General features: G+C 61.0%; 17 protein-coding genes. 9 read left to right on the forward strand and 8 right to left on the reverse strand.

From position 1 onward, the window contains the following. Nucleotides 1–34 precede the first annotated feature (34 nt). Genes speD through E4O92_RS18520 form a run of 5 tightly spaced genes read right to left on the reverse strand, consistent with a single transcriptional unit; the run spans nt 35 to nt 3,480 of the window. Nucleotides 35–397 (reverse strand): adenosylmethionine decarboxylase, encoded by a 363-nt coding sequence (gene speD / locus E4O92_RS18505; RefSeq protein ID WP_135191127.1) that lies wholly within the window; start codon nt 395–397, stop codon nt 35–37. After that, entirely contained in the window at nt 394–561 is a 168-nt protein-coding gene (locus E4O92_RS24910; protein ID WP_167759824.1) for a hypothetical protein, read from the reverse strand. The genes speD and E4O92_RS24910 overlap by 4 nt, the downstream gene beginning before the upstream one ends. Beyond that, nucleotides 558–2,021 carry a DUF4178 domain-containing protein gene (locus tag E4O92_RS18510; RefSeq protein ID WP_135191128.1) on the reverse strand — a complete coding sequence of 488 codons (1,464 nt, stop codon included), beginning with the start codon at nt 2,019–2,021 and terminating at the stop codon, nt 558–560. The genes E4O92_RS24910 and E4O92_RS18510 overlap by 4 nt, the downstream gene beginning before the upstream one ends. Nucleotides 2,022–2,031: 10 nt before the next feature. Continuing rightward, nucleotides 2,032–3,066, reverse strand: coding sequence for an SPFH domain-containing protein (locus E4O92_RS18515; protein WP_135191129.1), 1,035 nt, complete (start codon nt 3,064–3,066; stop codon nt 2,032–2,034). 27 nt (nt 3,067–3,093) lie between these two features. Next, nucleotides 3,094–3,480: a DUF350 domain-containing protein gene (locus E4O92_RS18520; protein WP_135191130.1), complete on the reverse strand. Its 387-nt coding sequence runs from the start codon at nt 3,478–3,480 to the stop codon at nt 3,094–3,096. 63 nt (nt 3,481–3,543) lie between these two features. Between E4O92_RS18520 and E4O92_RS18525 the strand changes: the two genes are divergently transcribed. The 3 genes from E4O92_RS18525 to E4O92_RS18535 all read left to right on the forward strand — a co-directional run bounded on the left by E4O92_RS18525 (nt 3,544) and on the right by E4O92_RS18535 (nt 8,152). After that, a complete protein-coding gene (locus E4O92_RS18525) occupies nt 3,544–5,055 on the forward strand; it encodes a polyamine aminopropyltransferase (protein ID WP_135191131.1) in 1,512 nt (503 codons plus the stop codon). After that, a complete protein-coding gene (locus E4O92_RS18530) occupies nt 5,055–6,665 on the forward strand; it encodes an NAD(P)-binding protein (RefSeq protein ID WP_135191132.1) in 1,611 nt (536 codons plus the stop codon). The genes E4O92_RS18525 and E4O92_RS18530 overlap by 1 nt, the downstream gene beginning before the upstream one ends. A gap of 260 nt (nt 6,666–6,925) precedes the next feature. Then, nucleotides 6,926–8,152: an SGNH/GDSL hydrolase family protein gene (locus E4O92_RS18535; RefSeq protein WP_135191133.1), complete on the forward strand. Its 1,227-nt coding sequence runs from the start codon at nt 6,926–6,928 to the stop codon at nt 8,150–8,152. 22 nt (nt 8,153–8,174) lie between these two features. Here E4O92_RS18535 and E4O92_RS18540 read toward each other — a convergent pair whose 3' ends face one another. Further along, on the reverse strand, nt 8,175–9,932 hold the full coding sequence (locus E4O92_RS18540; RefSeq protein ID WP_135191134.1) for a cation:proton antiporter domain-containing protein: 1,758 nt from the start codon (nt 9,930–9,932) through the stop codon (nt 8,175–8,177). Between the two features lie 124 nt (nt 9,933–10,056). Between E4O92_RS18540 and E4O92_RS18545 the strand changes: the two genes are divergently transcribed. Then, nucleotides 10,057–10,497, forward strand: coding sequence for a host attachment protein (locus E4O92_RS18545; RefSeq protein WP_167759825.1), 441 nt, complete (start codon nt 10,057–10,059; stop codon nt 10,495–10,497). Between the two features lie 24 nt (nt 10,498–10,521). Here the strand turns inward: E4O92_RS18545 and E4O92_RS18550 are convergent, their stop codons facing one another. After that, nucleotides 10,522–12,789: a family 1 glycosylhydrolase gene (locus E4O92_RS18550; protein WP_135191136.1), complete on the reverse strand. Its 2,268-nt coding sequence runs from the start codon at nt 12,787–12,789 to the stop codon at nt 10,522–10,524. Between the two features lie 290 nt (nt 12,790–13,079). Here E4O92_RS18550 and trpS (E4O92_RS18555) point away from each other — a divergent pair, with 290 nt between their 5' ends. The 5 genes from trpS (E4O92_RS18555) (at nt 13,080) to E4O92_RS18575 (ending at nt 19,385) form a co-directional block, all read left to right on the forward strand. Beyond that, complete coding sequence (trpS, locus tag E4O92_RS18555; RefSeq protein ID WP_135191137.1) at nt 13,080–14,105, forward strand: tryptophan--tRNA ligase; 1,026 nt, start codon at nt 13,080–13,082, stop codon at nt 14,103–14,105. Nucleotides 14,106–14,755: 650 nt separating this feature from the next. Further along, entirely contained in the window at nt 14,756–16,723 is a 1,968-nt protein-coding gene (locus E4O92_RS18560; protein ID WP_135191138.1) for an NACHT domain-containing protein, read from the forward strand. Between the two features lie 137 nt (nt 16,724–16,860). Beyond that, nucleotides 16,861–17,886, forward strand: a complete 1,026-nt coding sequence (gene trpS, locus E4O92_RS18565; RefSeq protein WP_135191139.1) for a tryptophan--tRNA ligase — start codon at nt 16,861–16,863, stop codon at nt 17,884–17,886. Between the two features lie 120 nt (nt 17,887–18,006). After that, entirely contained in the window at nt 18,007–19,056 is a 1,050-nt protein-coding gene (locus E4O92_RS18570) for a serine endopeptidase (protein WP_135191140.1), read from the forward strand. A gap of 38 nt (nt 19,057–19,094) precedes the next feature. Then, on the forward strand, nt 19,095–19,385 hold the full coding sequence (locus tag E4O92_RS18575) for a hypothetical protein (protein WP_135191141.1): 291 nt from the start codon (nt 19,095–19,097) through the stop codon (nt 19,383–19,385). 9 nt (nt 19,386–19,394) lie between these two features. Here E4O92_RS18575 and E4O92_RS18580 read toward each other — a convergent pair whose 3' ends face one another. Beyond that, nucleotides 19,395–20,531, reverse strand: a complete 1,137-nt coding sequence (locus E4O92_RS18580; RefSeq protein WP_135191142.1) for an MFS transporter — start codon at nt 20,529–20,531, stop codon at nt 19,395–19,397. Nucleotides 20,532–20,833 lie beyond the last annotated feature (302 nt).

Here is a 20,833-nt window from a genome sequence, read left to right on the forward strand (position 1 = left end):
GCTGCTTCCCGGTCGGATGAGTAATATCCGAAGATTATAGCCGTCCGCGTTCGATGGTCTTGACCATGCGCGACGCCGGCTGCAGCGCCTGTTCGATCAGTTCGAGCGCGCGCTCCGGCTGCGCCGACCCGCACATGAAGATGTCGGCCGCGGCAAAGCCGTCTTCCGGCCAGGTGTGGATCGAAATGTGGGATTCGGCCAGCAGCAGCACACCGGTGACGCCGCAGCCTGCCCCGAAGTGGTGGAAGTGGCTGTGCAGGATGCGCGCGCCAGCGGCTTGCGCGGCCTCGCGCAGCAGCGCGTCGATGCGCGCCGCGTCGGACAGCAGGGCAGGGGCGACGCCGTGCAGGTCGGCCAGCAGATGCAGCCCCGCGGGACGATGGCGGCAATCTGTCACTTGTGCCCACCGCCGCCGGTATAGCCGCCGCTGTAGCCGCCGCGCGATTGCGAGCTCCAGCTGCTGCCGCCCGGCGTGCTCGAGGATTCGCCCATGCTGCCCCAGCTGGCGAGGGTGGAGATGATCGTGACCGCGAGCGCGTAGACGAAGAATTTGTGGTTCATTCTTTGGGGACTCCGCCGCCAATGAATTGCGAGGGCAGGTAGATTGCAGCCAGGCCAAACAGGACCCAGCCAATCGATCCGCCAGTGTTAAATATCAGCGGAATCAGGTTCATGAGCACGATGGCGACCATGAAGTTCTTCGCCATGGTTTCCAGCTTGACGGGCAGCCCGGGCGGGGTGCGCGCTGCCAGGCGCGTCGCCTGCTGGCCGAACCATGCGGTAATCTGGTCGTAGGCGACCGGGGTGGAGCGCGACCAGGTCAATTCTTCAGGCGTGAATTCGGCCGCCAGGCGCGTCTGCCCCTGCGCGAACTCGACCACTTGCACCTCGTCCCCAACGGTGACCCGCCAGTTGAAGGCGCCGGCCGCGTACTCGACGCGCGCCGCGTAGCCGTATTCGCGCTTGAAGCCCTGTTTGTCGACCACGAGCTGGGACGCATCCGGGTTCACGGGCGCCGGCCAGTCGTGCATCACCAGCGCGCGCGACCAGCCCTCTGTGGTTTCGACCAGCCAGAGGAATCCCGCCCGCGTGCTGTACAGTAGGTATTCGCTCCAGGCGGTACCTTCGCCGTCGCGGCGTTTCATGGCGCCGGTCACGCTGTATTCGTTGCCGTTGATGTTGGCCGTGGCGCCGAGCGGGAGGGTAAAGCTGACGTGCTCGAGAGCGGCGCCCTTGGCCAGCACCTGGACCTGCGGGCTGGCTGCGTCGAGCTGGGTGTGGCAGCTCTGGCAGACGATGTGCGATGTCAGTCCAGGCAGGTAGCTGATCGCGGTGCCGCAGGTGGGGCATTCGAGCGAGGCGACGTGCCCGCGGTATTTGCCGGCGCTCTCCTTGATCTGCTCGTCCTCGCGCAGCAGCTGGCACTGCATCTCTTCCAACGTCACGGCGGTGCCGCAGTACAGCACCGGCTGCTCGCCATCCGAGTAATCGAGCGTCGCAAAGCCTGTCCCGCTGCGGAAATCGGCAACCCGCGCCTGCCATCCGGCGCCCACGCGCATGGGCAGTTCGCCCTGGCCGCCGATGCAGTCGGCCACGCGCCGTTCGGACGCGGCGTAGCGGCCGCCACCGAAGGCATACTCCTTTCCGATCCGGATCTCGTCGAACGGGGGCCATGCCGCGCCCAGTTCGCGTTCGGTTGTCACCACGTACATGCCGGACGAGTCGCCCAGCCAGCCGCTGCCGCCATCGTCGAACAGCAGGTACCATTCGTTCCACATGCCGGCCGAATAGCGCAGCTGGATCCGGCCCACTACCGTAAAGCTGCGCTGGCCCAGCCTGCCCGCGGTGCCGACCTGGATGCGCGAATAATCCTCCAGCACCGACGACATCTTGCCCAGGTCCTTGACGCCCTCGGCATCCTTGACCACCGTGGCGTGGCAGTACTCGCATACCGCCATGACGGAGGCATGCGACTTGAATTGAACCGGCGCGCCGCAGCTTGGGCAGGAGACGTTCTGCATGGACCGCGGTTTAGCCGATCAGCTTCTTGAGCAGCTCGGCCTTGGTGCCGTCGTAGTCGGCTTGCGAGATCAGTCCCTTGTCGAGCAGGCCCTTGAGCTTTTGCAGTCGGTCCTCGATCGATTCGGCGGCCGGCGCGGCGGCTGGCGTGGCAGCGGGTTGGGGCGGCGTGTATGCGCCCGCCAGGCCCTGGGCCATGGTCTGCCCGATCGCCATCCCAGCCCCGATGCCGGCGCCGATGCCGGCGATGCCGCCTTCGTTCTGCGCTGCCAGCGGAATGCTGCTCGCGACCTGGAACTGGGTGAAGCCACCCATCTTCTCGGCCGACAGGCCGCCCTTCATGCCGGCCGCGATGCGCTCGTCGAGCGACGCCTGCAGTTCTTCCGGCAGGCTGACGCTGGTGACGTTGAATTCGTCCAGATCGATGCCGTAGCGCGCGAACGCGGCCACCAGGTCGCTCCTGACCTGCTGCGCCATCAGCGTCTGGTTGGCGGCCATATCCAGGAACGGGATCTGCGATGCGCCCAGCGAGTTGGCCATGGTCGCGAGCAGGATCGAGCGTAGCTGGTCTTCGACCTGATCGCGCGCATAGGCTTCACGCGTGCCGCTGATCTCGGTGAAGAACTTGCGCGCGTCCGCGATGCGGTACGAATAGATGCCGAAGGCGCGCACGCGGATCATGTCGAAGTCCTTGTCGCGGATCGTGATCGGCTGCGCCGTGCCCCACTTGCGGCCGGTCTGCACGCGGGTGCTGAAGAAGTACACGTCCGACTTGAACGGCGAGTCGAACAGCTTATCCCAGTTCATCAGGTTGGTCAGCACCGGCAGCGTCTGGGTAGTGAGCTTGTGGGTGCCGGGTCCGAACACGTCGGCGATGCGGCCTTCATTGACGAACACCGCCACTTGCGATTCGCGCACGATCAACACACCGCCATTCTGGATCTCGAAATCCTGCATCGGGTAGCGCCAGGCGAGCACACCATCGACCTCCTCGTTCCACTGGAGGACGTCAATAAACTGCTTCTTGATGAACGAGCCGAATGACATGGTAGGTCTCCGTGTATGGAAGATGGTTCAGGAAATGCAGCCTGCGTTGACGAAGCCGATCGCCAGCGAGATCGAGCCCAGCAGGCCGCCGAATGCCCGGTTGTCGGCCTCGATCTGGTCCTTCGACATGCGCAGCAGGGAGGTGGTGACCGCGAACACCAGCACCTGCACCACCATGGCGCCGAAGGCCCAGAGCGCGAATTCGTAATAGCCGAGGGTATGCAGCAGGGCCGAGGCGATCGTGATCGAAAAGCCGATCAGGGCGCCGCCCAGCGACAGTGCGGCGGCGCAGTTGCCCTGGCGGATCAGCAGGACCTCGTCATACGGAGTGACGCGGACGTAAATCACGAAAAACACCAAAACCAGCGCGGCAGCCGTTAAAAGATGCAGCAGATAGTTTACGATGGCGGGCAAGATGTTCTCCTGAGAAATAGTCAGAATGACAGCACAGGGCGATCTTAGAGCAAAAGAGACTTGATGACCAAAAAAATTCTTATCCTGTCGGTATTTGTTGTCGCGTCCTGTGGACTGGCCTACGAACTGATCGCCGGCGCCCTGTCGAGCTACCTGCTGGGCGACTCGATCCTGCAGTTCTCGACCATTATCGGCTGCTACCTGTTCGCCATGGGCGTGGGCGCACATTTCTCGAAGTACGTCAACGACGAGGACGTTCTGGCGCGCTTCATCGACATCGAACTGGCGGTGGGCCTGATCGGCGGCGTCTCGGCGGCGCTGCTGTTCATGACCTTCTCGTGGATGACGGCGCCGTTTCGCACGCTGCTGTATGTACTGGTGTTCATGGTCGGCGCGCTGGTCGGCATGGAGGTGCCGTTGGTGATGCGGGCGCTGAACGCGCGCCGCACCGAATTCAATGAGTTGGTCAGCCGCGTGCTGACCTTCGACTACCTCGGCGCGCTGGCCGTGTCGCTGCTGTTCCCGCTGGTGCTGGCGCCATACCTTGGCCTGGTGCGCACCGGCTTTTTGTTCGGGATGCTCAACGTCGGCGTCGCTTTCTGGACCCTGTACGCATTCCGCGCCGAACTGGCCGATGTGGGGGGCAGGGCGCTGCGCGCTTCGGCGGTGATGTTTGCGCTGGTGCTCGGCTTTGCCTTGTCGGACCGGATGGTGGAGTGGGGCGAGCATGGCCTGTTCGGCGACGAGGTGATCTTCTCGACCAGCACGCCGTACCAGCGTCTGGTGGTCACGCGCTGGAAGGATGACCTGCGCCTTTACATCAACGGCAACCTGCAGTTCTCCTCGCGCGACGAATACCGCTACCACGAGGCGCTGGTGCACCCCGCGCTGGCGGCGCTGCCGTGGGCTAAGCGCGTGCTGGTGCTGGGCGGCGGCGACGGCCTGGCGCTGCGCGAGATTCTGCGCTACCCGAACATCGAACAGGTCACGCTGGTGGACCTTGATCCGGCGATGACCAAAGCCTTTGCATCCCGAGCGGAACTGGTCAAGCTCAATCACGGCTCGTTCCACGATCCGCGCGTCAAGGTCATCAACGCCGACGCCGCGATCTGGCTGCAGCAGGCTGACGGCATGTTCGATGCAGCGATCGTCGACTTCCCCGATCCATCCAGCTTCGCGCTCGGCAAACTGTATTCGGTGCCGTTCTACGGGATGCTCAAGAAGCACGTCGCGGCCAACGGGCTGATCGTGGTGCAGTCGACGTCGCCGTTCTTTGCGCCGCACGCCTTCTGGACCATCGATGCCACCCTGCGCGACGTCGGCTTGTCCACCTGGCCGTACCATGCCTATGTGCCGTCGTTCGGCGAGTGGGGCTTCATCCTGGCGTCGCCGCAGGGGCGCTACACGCCCCCAATCAGCTATGCGCTGCCGATGCGCTACCTGAATGCCGAGACCACGCGCGAGATGTTCAGCTTCCCGCCCGACATGCAGCGCAAGGCGATGGCGCCGAACCGTCTGAACACGCAGTCGCTGGTGCGCGAGTTCGAGCAGGACTGGCGCCAGGTGATCCGCTGATGGATCGCCGCTCGTTCATCGCGTGGGGCGGGGCGGCGGGCTTGTCGGCCGTCGGCAGCGCCGCCGGTTTCGCGCGCTGGCAGGAGATTCCCGCGACGGTGCAGTATCCGGGCCGGGACGAAGGGCACTACCTGCGCGACCGCCGCGCCTTGCCAAAGCCGTCGCACGTGGTCGAGACCGACGTGCTGATCCTTGGCTCCGGCGTCGGCGGCCTGTCCGCAGCGTGGAAGTTGAACCGCGAAGGGCACCGGGACTTCTTGATGATCGACGGGCCGCAGCCGTACGGGAACGCGGCCGGCGCGCGCTTTGGCGATCTGGCCTGCCCGACCGGCGCGCACTACCTGCCGCTGCCGTCGCCGGAATCGACCCACGTGCGCCAGATCCTGGCCGACCTGGGCATCATCGAGCGCGATTCGTTCGGCGAGAAGCCATATTACGATGAGCGCTGCATCCTGCACGGACCGGAAGAGCGCCTGCTTTTCAACGGCAAATGGCAGGACGGTTTTTTGCCGACCGAGGGCGTGCCGGCGCACGAGCTGCTTGAACACAAGCGCTTTTTCGCGCAGGTGGAAGAGCTGCGACGCACGCACGGGGCGGACGGGCGGCGGGTATTCGTGTTCCCGACCGTGCATTCGTCGCTCGATCCAGAGTGGCAGGCGCTCGACCGCATTACGCTCAAAGACTGGCTGGAGCGCGAAGGCTACCGCTCGCCGACCCTGCACTGGTACCTGAACTACTGCTGCCGCGACGACTACGGCACGCGCTACGACAAGGTTTCGGCGTGGGCCGGATTGCACTACTACTGCAGCCGCTGGGGGCAGGCCGCCAATGCCGGCAACGGCGCATGGCTGACATGGCCCGGCGGACTGGCGCCGCTGGCCGAGGCGATGGCTACGCATTCCGGCGTTAAGCGTATGGCGGGGACGGCGGTATCGCTTCGGCGTACGCAGGCCGGTATCGAGGCGCTGTGTTTTACGCTCGAAGGCGGCGTACCGCAAACCTTTGTGGCGCGGGCGCGCAAGGCGATCTGCGCCATACCAGTGTACGTGGCGGCGCGTGTGGTCGAGGATATCGGCGCATACGGCTTCGACCCCAAGCGGCACATACCGGCCTACGCGCCGTGGATGGTGGCGAACTTCCTGATGAAGGACTTCCCGCGCGAACGGGAAGGCGCGCCGCTTTCGTGGGACAACGTGGCCTACCAGGAGCCGGGGCTGGGCTACGTGGTCTCCACGCACCAGGACATCAGCGTGCGGCCGCCCGAAAAGACAGTGTTCACGGCCTACGTGGCGCTTTCGGACCGCACGCCTGAAGAGGCGCGCAAGTGGCTGATGAAAGCGGGCGCCGACGAGCTGGTCGAACTGGCGAGCGTGGACCTGAAAACTGCGTACGGCTGGCGCTTCGCGCCCTGCGTGGAGCGCGTGGACATTACGCTGCGCGGGCACGCGATGGCGGCGCCATTGCCGGGGTTTCGCAGTAACGAAGGATTGAAGGCATTGCGCGAAGCCGATGGGCCGATCCTGTTCGCGCATGCGGACCTGTCGGGGTTTTCGGTGTTTGAAGAGGCGGCGTGGTGGGGAATTCGTGCTGCCGAGCGGGCGATGGCTTAGAACGAGTAACTAAAGTCCTGATTGACGTGAAAATAACATTCGTCGTAACCGAACCTTGACAGACGGCCGCAACCGGCCAGGAACGACGTTTGCCCAGTCTTCCCCGGCCTGACGCTACTCCTGCGAGGATCGTTGAATATATCTGGAACTGCAAGATTTGGAGAGTAATCGCACACGTAGAACCGCGTAGAATCGATAGCGAATTGGAAATTAATCGTTAGCAAAATCGTGTTCGAATTAATCGTGACTACGGAGCCATAATGAGACATGTGCTGAATGCGTTGCTTCTATCTTTAACGTTTAGTGCATTCGCGCACGGCGCAGAGAATGAGCGCTGGAATGCCTCCTGGGCCGCCGTGCCCGATTCCCCAGGCCCGGCGCTGAAAGCCCAAACGATCCGACAAGTGGTCCGGAACACCATCGCCGGGTCGAAAATCCGCATTCGACTGTCCAACCTGTACGGCACCGCTCCTGTCAGCATTGGTCCTGTGCATCTGGGCGTGGACGCTGGCGGCGGGCAAGTACAATCGGGCACCGATCATACGCTGACGTTCGCTGGCGGGCCGAAAGTGACGATCGCTGCCGGCGAGAGCGTGCTGAGCGATCCCGTCGACATGGAGGTGCCAGCTTTACGCAACCTCGTGATTAGTATGTACCTGCCCACCCAAGTGACCGTGTCGACCATTCACGGCGCCGGGATGCAGACCGCGTTCATGACGACTGACGATCTTGGTGCTGCGCAGAGTTTTTTCGCGGAGCAGACCGACGACAGCCGCTACTTCTTGACCGACGTTGAGGTCGTTCCTTCCGGCGAAGCACGTACCTTTGTCGTGCTGGGGGATTCGATTGCCGATGGAATCGGATCCGGGATCGACCACAACGCTCGCTGGACCGATGCACTGGCGCAGCGCATGCAGGGGAACCCCAGCCTCGCACAGATCGCGATCCTGAACGCGGGCATTGCCGGCAATCGTCTGCTGAACGATGCGTCCAAACCCTTCGTCGGCCCAAGCGCGCTGTCGCGTTTCCAGCGGGACGCGCTGGACAAGCCAGGGGTACATTGGATCCTAATGCATCAAGGAATCAACGACATTGCAGCCTCGCACATGCTGCCCAGCGCGAAGGAACAGGTGTCGGTTGAACAGATTATCGAGGGGATGAAGACGCTGGCTGCGCGCGCGCGGGAAAGCGGGGTGAGGATCTGGGCGGGTACCTTATTGCCCTTCGAAGGTACCAAACGCTTCTACTCCGAAGCGGCCGAGGCCAAACGCCAGGCGGTCAATACGTGGATTCGCAACTCTGGCGCATTTGATGTGGTTGTCGACTTCGACCTGGCCCTACGGGATCCGGCCCATCCGGGCCGGCTTCGCCCAGACTTGGACAGCGGCGATCATCTTCATCCTAACGAAGCCGGCTACAGATTGATGGCAGAGACGATCGATCTGCACATGCTCGGAGTGGAACTGCGGCCGAATAATCCGGGTTGAACGGCTGCTGGGCGCTGATGATTTACTTTGGCGGCGTCGCTTCACCCGTCAGTGTCGCCACGAACAGTTCCCGTTCATTTTCAACGATGCGGTCGACCGTGCGCTCGTCCAGCCCCAGGGCGTCAAGCACGAACGCCGATAACTGCAAGCTCGCTTCCAGCGTCTCCGGCACCACCACGCTCGCGCCGGCCTGTTTGAGCGCACGCGCATGCTTTTCGTCGCGCGAGCGCACGAACACCGGCACGTGCGGGAACTCGCGCCGGATGCCGCGCACCGCTTGCAGGGCCGATGCCGGATGGTCCATCGTCAGCACGATCGCCCGGGCGTTACCCGCGTGCACGCGGCGCAGCAGCTCCGAGCGGGAAGCATTGCCGAAGTAGACCGGCAGCCCTTGTTTGTGCAGCTTGGACACCTGCTTGGCATTGATCTCGAACGCGACGTACTCGATCCCCTGTTCGGTCAGCAGCTTGGCCAGATGCTGGCCGACGCGCCCAAAGCCGGCGATGACGATCCGCCCGGATGCCGGTTCGAGCTGTGCGTCATCCAGGCTCGTCACATGTTCGTGTTCGGCCTTCTCCGACTTTTCCCCAAGCGAGCGTCCGACACGCGCGAGCAGGGGAGTGATGAACAGCGACAGGCCGACCGCCAGCATCACGCGCGCGCCCAGTCCAGGATCGAGGAGTTTTTGCGAGACCGCGTAGCCGACCACGATGAACGCGAATTCGCCGCCCTGGCCGAGCAGCAGGCCGCCTTCGAGCGCGCGGCCCCAGGGCAGCCGGCCGGCGCGAAACAGCAGCGCCACGACCAGTGCCTTGAGCAGCACCAGTCCAATCACCGCTTCGCACAGCCACAGCGGCGCCTGCATGATCTGGCGTGCGTCCATGCCCATCCCGACCGTCATGAAGAACAGGCCCATCAGCAGCCCTTTGAACGGCTCGACCATCAGTTCGACTTCGTGCTTGAACTCGGTCTCCGCGATCAGGAGGCCCGCGATCAGCGCGCCAAGCGCCATCGACAGCCCGGCCGCCGCCGACAGGCTGGCGATGCCGAAGGTCGAGAGCAGGATCAGCGCCATGAACACGTCCGGCTGGCGCTGGCGCGCAAAGGCGCGAAACAGCGGGTGGATCACGCGCCCGCCAACGAGGTAGATGAGCGCGATCGCGGCGCCGGCCTTGAGCATGGTGAAGAGGGCCAGCATCGCTACGTTTTCATGCCCGCCGCCGCCCAGCGCGCCGATCAGGATCAGGATCGGCACCACGGCCAGGTCCTGCAGCATCAGCACCGCGAACGCGGCCTGGCCGAGCGGGCTGCCGGTTGTGTGCTGTTCGCTCATCAGCTGCATGACCACGGCGGTGGACGAGAGCGACAGCACCAGGCCGAGGATCACCGCGGCTTCCGGCGGTTCACCGAGCAGGTAGACCGCCCCGCCGATCAGCAGGGCGCTGGCCAGCACCTGGAGGCTGCCGGCGCCAAAGACCCAGCGCCGCATCGCCCACAGGCGCGCGGCGGACAGTTCGAGTCCGATCATGAACATCAGGAACAGCACGCCCAGTTCGGCCAGCATCGACACGCCGCCACCGCTGGGGAAGGTCAGGAAGCCGAGCAGCGGGTAGTGCGGCGCCAGCAGCACCAGACCGTACGGGCCGACCAGCGCGCCGACCGCGAGAAAGCCGAGCACCTGGTTGATGCGCAGACGCTGCAGCGTGGGAATGAGGATGCCGGCGAGGGTGAGAAATAAAAGAATTTCTCGAATGAAGGGGAATGCGTGTTGCTCTTGCACTGTGTCGGGCCCTTGTGATTGTTTGACAAGCGGTCCATTTTATAACGTTGCTTACCAAACTCCGCGTTTTTGCGCAGGGCGCTACACTGTTCCTTCGATGTATCCGAATCTACAGGAGGAGTCTATGCAAACGACATGGGTATTGGCCGCGGACGGCTACCGCGCGCGCATTTTCGAATGGTCGGCGGATCAGCATCTGCACGAGGTCGAGGACATGGTCAACCCCAAGGGCCGGATGAAGAACGAGGACATCAATGCCGAGCCGCAGGACCGCTTTTACGGCAAGGGCGCGCAGGCCCCGAGCGACACCTACGAACCGGACGTGACGCCGGTTAAGAAAGAGGTGGAACGGTTCTCCGAGACGGTTGCGCGCGAGCTCGACAAGGCGCGCAACGAACATCGCTTTGACAAGCTGTGCGTGATTGCCGCGCCCGAGATGCTGGGCCTGCTGCGTGAAAACATGACGAAGGAAGTGCAGCAGATGGTCGAAGAGGAAATTCCGAAGGATATTTCCTGGTTCGAGGGCCATCAGGTGGAGGAGTACCTGCGCCAGCGGCCGCATTAGGCCTGCGGCCACCGGGCAGCATCATCATCCTGCGCGCCGGTGGCCCACCGTTGCGTTGACCAGTTCCTCGTACTCGGCGTCCTTGACGCCACGCGCCTGGGAATACCGGTCCAGTGCGCTGTCCAGCCCAGGGAGCAGCAGCGCGCGTTCGCTGCCCATGGCGCTGTAGCCCGGCCGCGGCGCGCGGTATTGGCAGGCGCTGCTCGGCTGGGCCTGTAACCGGCTGGCATCGATGCCGGCCCGTTCGGCGGCCCGCAAGGCCAGTTCCGCCCAGGTGACCGGATGCCCGTTCGAGAGGTGCCACACGCCGCTTTCGCCATCGACCGCCAGGTCCAGGCACGCGTTCACCAGGTCGGGAACGTAGGTGGGCGAGACGGTCATGTCGCTGGCGGCAACGAAAGGTGTGCCACGTTCCAGCGCGCACAAGGCCTGCGTCACGAAGTTGTGGCTGTCCCACGGCCCGAAGAAGGCGCTGCTGCGCACGACCAGAGCGTTCGGGTGCCGGTCGAGCACGCTTGCCTCCGCTTCGGCCTTGCTCCTGCCATAGACGTTGAGCGGGGAGACCCGGTCCGATTCGACGTAGGGCGCGTCGCGCTTGCCGTCGAACACCAAATCGCTTGAAAACGTGGTCAGGTGCACGCCGTGGCGTGCGCACGCGGCAGCCAGGATCGCCGGGCCGAGCGTGTTTTCGCGGAAGCACAGGTCCGGTTCGCGCTCCGCGTCGTCGACGCGCACGTAACCGGATGCATTGATGACTGCCCATGGCTGGTACTGTTCCAGCGCCCGTTCCACGGCGTTGGCGTCGGCAATGTCCATGTCCTGCCGGGACAGCAGGCGGCAGGCTAGGTTGCGCTCCTTGCAAATGCGTGCAAATGCGCGGCCCAGGGTGCCGGTGGCGCCAATGACCAGGATTGGCGCGGCCGGGGCGCGGACCAGGTGGTGCGGGTCTGCGGGAATCGAGGTCAGCGCGGCGGGCGTTGCCACGGGCGGGCACAAGAAGCGTCCCGGGCGGCGCCACCAGCCCTGGCCGTGCAGGGCCGGGTGTGACAACGCGCTCCCTGCCGACAGCTCGCGCATCATCTTGGCAAGCGCGGTGGGGCGCGGTGCGGGCGATCGCACATCGAACGGCCCCGGTTCGTAATAGCCGTGGCACTGGGTGACCAGGCAGTTCCAGTCGAACGAGCCGAGCAGCGACCATACCGTGACCGCGCGCACGTCCGCCCCGTTGTCGCGCGCCCGCCGGGCCGCTTCCCAGATTTCGCGCAGCCAGCGCAACTGGTCTTCGCGGGTGGCGTCGATGTGCGCTTCGGTGACGGCCAGCGGCAGGCGATAGCGGTCCCATGCCTCCTGCAGCAGCGGCCCGATGCCCGGCGTCGGCGTGGCCAGCGCGCGCGAGGCTTCGATGTCCGCGCATGGCCGGTCGCCGGCGGTGCCGCGGCGGTTGGCTGGATAGCGTTGCGGGCGGTGGTCGAGCCAGCGTTCGCTCGTGACGTAGTAGTTGGCGCCGATGATGTCCGGCGGGCAGGGGTTGTCGCGGAACCAGAGAAATTCGGCTGCGTCGATGCCGGTGCCGGTGAGGTAGTCCCACAACGTATGTTCAGGATCGACCTTGCCGCACAGCAGATCCCACGCCAGCCAGCGCCGCTCATTGTAAAAATCGGCTACGTGCGCCAGTTCGGGCGTGCTGTAGGTCTTGCCGAGGTCGTCGGTCTGCACCAGCTTGGCGTTCGGGTTGGTTTGGCGAATCGCGCGCATCGACAGCACGACCGCGCGGCACTGGTTGAGCAGGGTCTGCACAAACGTGCGGTCGTCATGCCCGTGCGGATACCACACGCCATACAAGCCGGAAAAGCGGGCTGTGGTGCAGGGTTCGTTGACGGGCGTGTAATACTCGAGCCAGGGGTAGCGCGCGGCGACGGCAGCCGCGTAGGCGGCCAGTTGCGTCGCGAAGTCCGGGTCGATCAGGCTGGTGTGACGCGGGCCGCTGCCGTGGTGGACCAGTCCCGCGATCGGCGTTACGCCAGCGTCGCGAAGGGCCGTGAGGCGCGCATCGGCCCAGCTCCAGTCGGCGCTGGCCAGCCCGTCCGGCGCGGTGCGTTCCCACAGGATAGGGTAGCGGATCGCGCGGATGCCGAGCGAGGCGAAGCGGGCGATATCGTCAAGGCGCGTGGCGTGCCCGTTCCTGTCGAGTTGGGAAAAATAGGTGTCGCGCACCCGGTTGACGGTGCATTCGAGGCCGCCCCACAGTTCGAGCGGGTGCGGCGGGGGATTCTTGCTTGGTTGTGACTGCATAAGACCTGCCGTTTCCTGATTTCTTGACGCCAAAACATTTCCTTAGAGCGAGCTCGACCGGCGAAAGTTCGCGCTGAACCGGGCCCCAAAGGCGGTTGACAGCGCCGCGCCAACCTGTAACCATGCGATCCATGAATTTTTTGAACCCGCATCCTCTCCTTTTCCCATGGTGGCGCCGCTGACTGCGGCGCTACTGGACAGGATGTGACATTCAGCGAACGCCGCCTCGATTCGGGTGGCGTTTTGTCTTTTCGCGCGCAGCAGGATCGAGGCATAGATAAGGAAACTCGATGAGCTCGCAAGACATTTCTGCTGTTCCCGCTCCGGTCATCCTGACCGGGGATCGCCCCACCGGCCCGCTGCACCTGGGCCATTTCGTCGGCAGCCTGCGCAACCGCGTGGCCTACCAGCATCACTACCGGCAGTTCGTCATGCTTGCCGACGCGCAGGCCCTGACCGACAACATGGATGACCTCGGTAAGGTACACCGGAACGTGGTGGAGGTGGCGCTCGATTACTTGGCCGCTGGCATCGACCCGGCCAAATCGAAGATCCTGATCCAGTCCCAGATTCCCGAACTGGCCGAGCTGACCTTTTACTACCTGAACCTGGTCACCGTCGCGCGCCTGGAGCGCAACCCGACGGTGAAGGAAGAAATCCGCCTGCGCGGCTTCGAGCGTGATATTCCCGCGGGCTTTTTGACCTACCCGGTCAGCCAGGCGGCGGACATCACCGCGTTCAAGGCGAGCATCGTGCCGGTGGGCGAAGACCAGATCCCGATGCTCGAGCAAACCAACGAGATCGTGCGGCGTTTCAACCGCGTGGCGGGGCAGGACATCCTGGTCGAGTGCCGGGCGCTGGTGCCGGAAGTGGGGCGCCTGCCTGGGATCGACGGCAAGGCCAAGATGAGCAAGTCGCTCGGCAATACGATCAACCTGGGAGCGTCGGCGGACGAGATCCGCGCCGCGGTGAAGATGGTGTACACCGATCCGCTGCACCTGCGCGTGTCCGACCCCGGGCACCTGGAGGGCAATGTCGCCTTCATCTACCTCGATGCGTTCGACCCGGACAAGGAGGGCCTGGCCGAGATGAAGGCGCATTACGTGCGCGGCGGCCTGGGCGACAGCGTGGTCAAGAAACGGTTGGAGGGCATCTTGCAGGAGCTGCTGGCGCCGATCCGCGCACGGCGCGAGGAATTTGCCAAGGACAAAGGCTACGTGATGCAGGTGCTCAAGGAAGGCACGGCCAGGGCGCGCGAAGTGGCGGCCAGCACGGTCGACGAGCTGCGCCGGGGGCTGGGGTTGTCATACTTCTGACGCACTGGCGCGCGCAGGCGGCCCCGGTCAGGGCGCTGCGCGTTTTCGGTTACCGGCTCGCACATATATGCCACGGATTGCCGGGTCGCTGTTCGTTTGCAAATGCAACAGATGTGCGTGTGAAATCTTGCACCAAGCCGACATGCTAGAGCGCCCATAGGGGCGGCTGGCTGGACCGTAAACGCGGAAAGGACTTGGGTCAGGTCTATTGCATGTGATTGAGCGAGGACCAAGGGAGGGAAGACGGCTAGCAACAACCGTGACGTCAGCAAAATCGAGTACGAGCTGGCTATACCAGCTGACCTTCGTACTTCTTCTGCTGAACGTTTGTAAACTAATGAGCGAGCACGCGAGCAGAATGTCAAATTCGACAACTTGGCCGCCTGTCTACCTGTTGCTTTATTGCCCGGTCTACCAAGCAAGGCCGTGCAGCTCGTCGCGCGGCACAATGCTCCACTTCGGCACGTAGGGTGGATCGCCACAATTGCTGGCCTGCCTGATGATTTCGACGCTGATCAGCACCCCGCCGCCAGTAGCTCCCCACCAGATCACCCTTCTGCCGCACAGGCCCTACGCCCATCCAATTTATTGCAGTTCAAGAATTTGCTTAGTTTATAATAATTCTCGATATCACTTGTCGGGAGATTAACATGATCCTTGAAACTTTGGGTTTTACCAAGGCTGTTGAGATGGCAACACCTTTGGCAAAAAAAATCTTCTCATCTAAGATCCAACCGATAATCGAGAAGAAGATTGCTTCGTTTTTGAAAGACAAAGCAGCAATTCGAAAGTTTGAGACAACTTCGGTTCAGTACTTAGCGCAAATTGCCGGGAAGTGCTCAACGATGAATACTATTGCGTTTCAAAATGCACCGAAGAAGCTTGAGGATCTCTATGTGCCTCTAACATTAAAATCTGATGGTCGATCGCAAGAAATTAAAATTGATGGATCTGCTGATATCTTTAAGGACTTTAATCACGTTCTAGTTAATGATACCGCCGGGATGGGAAAATCCACTTTAGCAAAGAGAATCATGCTAAATGTGATTGCGGAAGGGTCTTATATTCCTGTATTCATAGAACTGCGCCAAATTGAGGATAAATCTATAGCTCATCAGATTAAAGAGTACTTTGGATTGCCAACTGAAGTATCGGATGATGTCCTAAACGAGTTGCCTTTACTTTATGTGTTTGATGGCTTGGATGAGGTGCCAGGCAACAAAAAGAAAGAAGTGATAAAGCATCTAAAGATATTCGTTGAGTTCGCAATTGCCTCAAGGATACTCATTACTTCAAGGCAAGAAACCTATCTTTCTGAGTTTTATAGTTTTTCCAAATATTCAATTAAACGATTGGATAAAGAAGAGGCGTATAATCTTCTAAAGAATTATGATCCTGCTGATGAGGTTGCCGACAAGCTTATTTCAAGCTTGGAGGACAATGAAAGTCGTGATTTGCACGACTTTTTAGCTACGCCGCTTTACGTTTCCCTACTTTTTTGTGCTTATCGACATAAAACCGTTATACCACGAAGGAAAGATCTGTTTTACTCTCAAGTTTATGATGCTCTTTTTGAGTCACATGATCTGAGCAAAGAGGTTGGTTACGTTCGGCCGAAGTATTCAGGACTTGACTCCGCTGAATTTCACACTGTATTACGTCGCTTGGCGTTTTGGTGCCTGAAGAATAACGGCCGGCTTGAGTTCGAAAAGGATAAGCTCGCGATTGTCATGGCAGAGCTACTTGGCAAGATTTCTGGAATTAAGGCAAGTGCACCAAATTTTGTGAAAGATTTGACATCGACGGTTCCACTTTTTGTTCAAGAAGGACCAACGATTCGATGGTCTCATAAATCGTTGATGGAATATTTCGCGGCAATGTTTATTTGTTCCGATACTAAGGAAAAGCAAAAATCAGCATTGATTAGTCTTTTTAAGGGCGAGAATGTTCATGATCTTGAGAATGTGTTTGAACTATGCTCTGATATTGATTTTTCGACTTTTCGAGCAACTATTGTAAAAAGAATCCTGGAAGATTTCATTGATTATAGCAGCAGTGCTTATACTGCAATAACCAACAAAAGGATACATAAGGCTTCGGTTGCTGAGCGTGTGAGAATGATGTTCGGGTTAAAGCTCGGATTTCAGATTCTAAATGTAGACGGATTGGACGGAAAAACTATATTTGACGATTTTTTTGGCAATGAAAAATATCGCAAGCAGGTTTTGGGGAAGAATCCTGGAAAGCGTTGGACATATAATGAAGGCTTGGTTGGCGTGCAAAAAAAACACTTGCTTTATTTATCGCGCGGAGAAAATGAGTCAGGATATGTGTTGCGAATAATGGAAAAGAAATTGCCTGCGCTATTTGAAAGATTTAAATATTCCGCCGGAGATTTTGCTGAGGGAAAATTATCAGGCCTCGAAACCAATCACTTCTATATAATCAACGACGATCCCAAGTCCGTACTTAACTCATCGAAAAACTTTTTAACGGTAAATAAAATTATTGGACAGTTCCAACATTCATTCTTGATTGGAGAGGAAGTCATCGCAGAGCTGGGGAAAATTAATTCTGACGAAAGCAACGGAGTTGATGACTTACTTGATCTGGTTTAAATATTGATGTTTCTTAGGGGATTGCCGGGGTTTCTTTGCTTATGGCAGGATGTGACATTCAGCGAACGCCGCCTCGATTCGGGTGGCGTTTTGTCTTTTCGCGCGCAGCAGGATCGAGGCATAGATAAGGAAACTCGATGAGCTCGCAAGACATTTCTGCTGTTCCCGCTCCGGTCATCCTGACCGGGGATCGCCCCACCGGCCCGCTGCACCTGGGCCATTTCGTCGGCAGCCTGCGCAACCGCGTGGCCTACCAGCATCACTACCGGCAGTTCGTCATGCTTGCCGACGCGCAGGCCCTGACCGATAACATGGATGACCTCGGTAAGGTACACCGGAACGTGGTGGAGGTGGCGCTCGATTACTTGGCCGCTGGCATCGACCCGGCCAAATCGACGATCCTGATCCAGTCCCAGCTTCCCGAACTGGCCGAGCTGACCTTTTACTACCTGAACCTGGTCACCGTCGCGCGCCTGGAGCGCAACCCGACGGTGAAGGAAGAAATCCGCCTGCGCGGCTTCGAGCGTGATATTCCCGCGGGCTTTTTGACCTACCCGGTCAGCCAGGCGGCGGACATCACCGCGTTCAAGGCGAGCATCGTGCCGGTGGGCGAAGACCAGATCCCGATGCTCGAGCAGACCAACGAGATCGTGCGGCGTTTCAACCGCGTGGCGGGGCAGGACATCCTGGTCGAGTGCCGGGCGCTGGTGCCGGAAGTGGGGCGCCTGCCTGGGATCGACGGCAAGGCCAAGATGAGCAAGTCGCTCGGCAATACGATCAACCTGGGAGCGTCGGCGGACGAGATCCGCGCCGCGGTGAAGATGGTGTACACCGATCCGCTGCACCTGCGCGTGTCCGACCCTGGGCACCTGGAGGGCAATGTCGCCTTCATCTACCTCGATGCGTTCGACACCGACAAGGAGGGCCTGGCCGAGATGAAGGCGCATTACGTGCGCGGCGGCCTGGGCGACAGCGTGGTCAAGAAGCGGTTGGAGGGCATCTTGCAGGAACTGTTGGCGCCGATCCGCGCGCGGCGCGAGGAATTTGCCAAGGACAAAGGCTACGTGATGCAGGTCCTCAAGGAAGGCACGGCCAAGGCGCGCGAAGTGGCGGCGCGCACCGCCGATGAGCTGCGCCGGGGGCTGGGGTTGTCGTACTTCTGACGGATTGACCTTTGCGTGTCAGCGGCGGGTGGCGTCAATGAATGCGTTTGATATTTTCAATTGCGCAATTTATTGATTGGTGGCAGCCTTCGGTGGTCGACAAACTGAAAGGAGCTTCCGATGGCCAACGGTCTGCGCCGCACCGAACAGTGGATGCGATTCTTTCTTTGGCTGGTTGCGTTCGCTTTTGCCGCCTTCCTGATTGGACTGGGCGGCAAAATCGTCGATAACCTGTGGGCCGTGGAAGCTGAGCCGTCGATGGAACAGTTTATCGACACTGCGAAGGCCGAACCGCTGCGCCAAGCCCTTGCCGACGCCGAGAAGACCAGGGAAGAGGCCAGGGAACGGCTGGCCAAGGCCACGCAAAAGCATCAGGAAGCCGAGTCCGACACGGCCGCCGCCCGCGAAACCTTCGACAACTGGGTGGCCACCCGCAGGGTAACCGCGCGGCCCGACCAGGACGCGGAACTGATCGAGCGCACCCGCAAGCTGGACGCGCTCAAGGCAGCCGAGCGTGCGGCATTGGCAACGGTGCAAGCGGAACGGGCGAAGGAACTGGACGCGCGCCACGCCTTCGATCATGCCAGGGGGCAGTTGGATCAGGTCGAAACGCCGGCGTACGAGGCGGCGAACAAGGCGGCGAAGGCCAAGGCGCTGCGGGTGTTCGGTTACCGGCTCGCACTCACATTGCCCTTGCTGGTGATTGCCGGGTGGCTGTTCGCCCGCAAGCGCAACAGCAGCTACTGGCCCTTCGTGTGGGGCTTCATCTTGTTTGCGCTGGTCGCGTTTTTTGTCGAGCTCGTCCCTTACTTGCCGGACTTCGGCGGTTATGTCCGCTACGGCGTGGGGGTGCTCGTGACCGTTGTCGTCGGGCGCTATGCGATCCAATGGCTCCAGGCTTACCTGGAACGGCAGCGTGCCGCCGAAGCGCTGCCCGAGCCGCAGCGGCGCGGCAAGCTGCGCTATGATGAGGCGATGGCGCGGCTGGAACACCAGGTTTGCCCCGGTTGCGAGCGCAAGGCTAACCTGTCGAACGAACATCTGGACTTTTGCCCGCACTGCGGCATCGGCCTGTTCGACCGCTGCAACCGATGCTCTACACGCAAGAATGCGTTCGCGCGCTTTTGTTTTTCGTGCGGGGCACCGGCCAACGCCACTCTCATGGACTAAAGTACGCTTAACAAAACCTCTCGCCGTACCGCGAACAGATGAGCGAACAGATGGAATCGCGTATCGAAAAACTTGAGGACGATCTGGCAGCCATGAAGGCCGACTTGGCGGTCATGCGATCGAACTACGTGACGAAAGAGGATCTTCACAAGGAGATCGATGGTGTTCACAGGGAGATCGAGGGTGTTCGCAACGATGTTCGTAAGGAGATCGGGGACGTTCGCAAGGAGATCAACAATCAGACGTGGAAGCTGGTCACGTTTGTCTGCGGCTTCGGCACAGCGCTTGTCGCGGCTACCTACTTCATAGCATCACAAGTCAAGCCATAACGCTGTTGCTCAATGCGGCGCTCCCCGGTTTGATCCACGGCCGCTAAGGTGAACGCCCAAGGCTAAAGCCGAGAAAATGGCTCCAAGGGCACAAAGTGCAGTCCAGCCAGCGAATTCCCATGCAACGCTCGCGCCAGCCGAACCAAGCGCACTGCCTAAAAACATACCGCACATCATGATGGCGTTCAAGCGGTTACGCGCTTCCGGGCGAAGCGCCTGGATGACGTGCTGGTTCGAAACCTGTGAGCCCTGCGCGCCAAAATCGAGCAGCACGACGCCGACTATCAGTCCAGCGACCGAGCCCCAAACACCAAAGATCAACCAGGACACGAGCATCGCGGCACTCGCAAGCCCAATCACAAAATGAGGCCCCCTGCGGTCGGCGATTTTGCCGGCAAAGGGCGCGAACAGCACCCCGACCGCGCCGATGATGCCGAACAGGCCGGCAATGTCCGCGCCGAGATGGTAGTGGGTGTCCAAATGCAGTGCCAGCGTGGTCCAGAGGGCGCTGAACGAGCCGAACACGCACGCCTGAGTCATGGTCGCAATTCGCAGTTTCGGCTCCTCGCGCCAAAGAGCAGCCAGAGACCCGAGGAGTTCGCCATACCTCGCCTTCGTTTTCGGTGGGCTTGTCGGAAGGGCGACAGCGAGCACCAGACCGACCAGGATAGCCAGTATCAATCCTAGCCAGAACATGGCGCGCCAGCCGTAGTGGACGGCAACGACCCCGGCAAGCGCGCGGCCAAACAGGATGCCGCAAAGAAGGCCGCTCATCACAATGCCGATGGTGGCTCCGCGTCGATTAGGCGCTGACAACTCCGCCGCAAACGGCAGGATCTGCTGCACTACACTCGTGGACACGCCGACAAGCGCGGATGCAATTACGAGTAACCACGCGCTGGGCGCGAGGGCAACAGCGGCCAGCGACAAGGCAAGCGCAGCGAACTGAATGACGATCAGGCGCCGTCGTTCAATGCGATCGCCAAGCGGAACAAGAAGCAGCAGCCCCAAGGCATAGCCGAGCTGGGTCGCGGTTGGCACAAATCCCGTCACAGACCGCTGGTCGGGAAAGGAACTGCCGATAATGCCAAGCATGGGCTGGTTGTAATAAATGTTCGCGACCGTCATGCCGCATGCGATCGCCATTATTAAGGTCAATCCAAAGCTTATCGATGTGGCTGGTACAGGTGGGCTTGCCTGGTCGCCGGAAGCGGTAACCACGTTTGAAATCTTGTTCAGGGTTCTCTCCAGCTAACTCATGCGCGAAAGTGATCGTCGCTAGCCAAATCAAATGCTTGCGATCACGTTCCTAGTGCACATTTCCTACTAAAAGGAGGCTGAATATAGGAGCTGGCTCTGATGCAGTCTAGTGCTCGATTTTCATCGATGCGTTGCGTGCTGCGCAACGCTAACCGCCAGGATTTGCGTCACTGGAAGCGGCAATCAGG

Origin of the sequence: Massilia horti (genome assembly GCF_004614195.1) — a bacterium.
Lineage (GTDB): Bacteria > Pseudomonadota > Gammaproteobacteria > Burkholderiales > Burkholderiaceae_D > Telluria > Telluria horti.

Coding starts and splice junctions, on each gene's coding strand:
- E4O92_RS18530 (WP_135191132.1), top strand. CDS start 5,055: ATGGATCGCCGCTCGTTCATCGCGTGGGGCGGGGCGGCGGGCTTGTCG.
- trpS (WP_135191139.1), top strand. CDS start 16,861: ATGAGCTCGCAAGACATTTCTGCTGTTCCCGCTCCGGTCATCCTGACC.
- E4O92_RS18580 (WP_135191142.1), bottom strand. CDS start 20,531: ATGGCGATCGCATGCGGCATGACGGTCGCGAACATTTATTACAACCAG.
- E4O92_RS18535 (WP_135191133.1), top strand. CDS start 6,926: ATGAGACATGTGCTGAATGCGTTGCTTCTATCTTTAACGTTTAGTGCA.
- E4O92_RS18560 (WP_135191138.1), top strand. CDS start 14,756: ATGATCCTTGAAACTTTGGGTTTTACCAAGGCTGTTGAGATGGCAACA.
- E4O92_RS18515 (WP_135191129.1), bottom strand. CDS start 3,066: ATGTCATTCGGCTCGTTCATCAAGAAGCAGTTTATTGACGTCCTCCAG.
- trpS (WP_135191137.1), top strand. CDS start 13,080: ATGAGCTCGCAAGACATTTCTGCTGTTCCCGCTCCGGTCATCCTGACC.
- E4O92_RS18575 (WP_135191141.1), top strand. CDS start 19,095: ATGAGCGAACAGATGGAATCGCGTATCGAAAAACTTGAGGACGATCTG.
- E4O92_RS24910 (WP_167759824.1), bottom strand. CDS start 561: ATGAACCACAAATTCTTCGTCTACGCGCTCGCGGTCACGATCATCTCC.
- E4O92_RS18570 (WP_135191140.1), top strand. CDS start 18,007: ATGGCCAACGGTCTGCGCCGCACCGAACAGTGGATGCGATTCTTTCTT.
- E4O92_RS18525 (WP_135191131.1), top strand. CDS start 3,544: ATGACCAAAAAAATTCTTATCCTGTCGGTATTTGTTGTCGCGTCCTGT.
- E4O92_RS18550 (WP_135191136.1), bottom strand. CDS start 12,789: ATGCAGTCACAACCAAGCAAGAATCCCCCGCCGCACCCGCTCGAACTG.
- E4O92_RS18510 (WP_135191128.1), bottom strand. CDS start 2,021: ATGCAGAACGTCTCCTGCCCAAGCTGCGGCGCGCCGGTTCAATTCAAG.
- E4O92_RS18545 (WP_167759825.1), top strand. CDS start 10,057: ATGCAAACGACATGGGTATTGGCCGCGGACGGCTACCGCGCGCGCATT.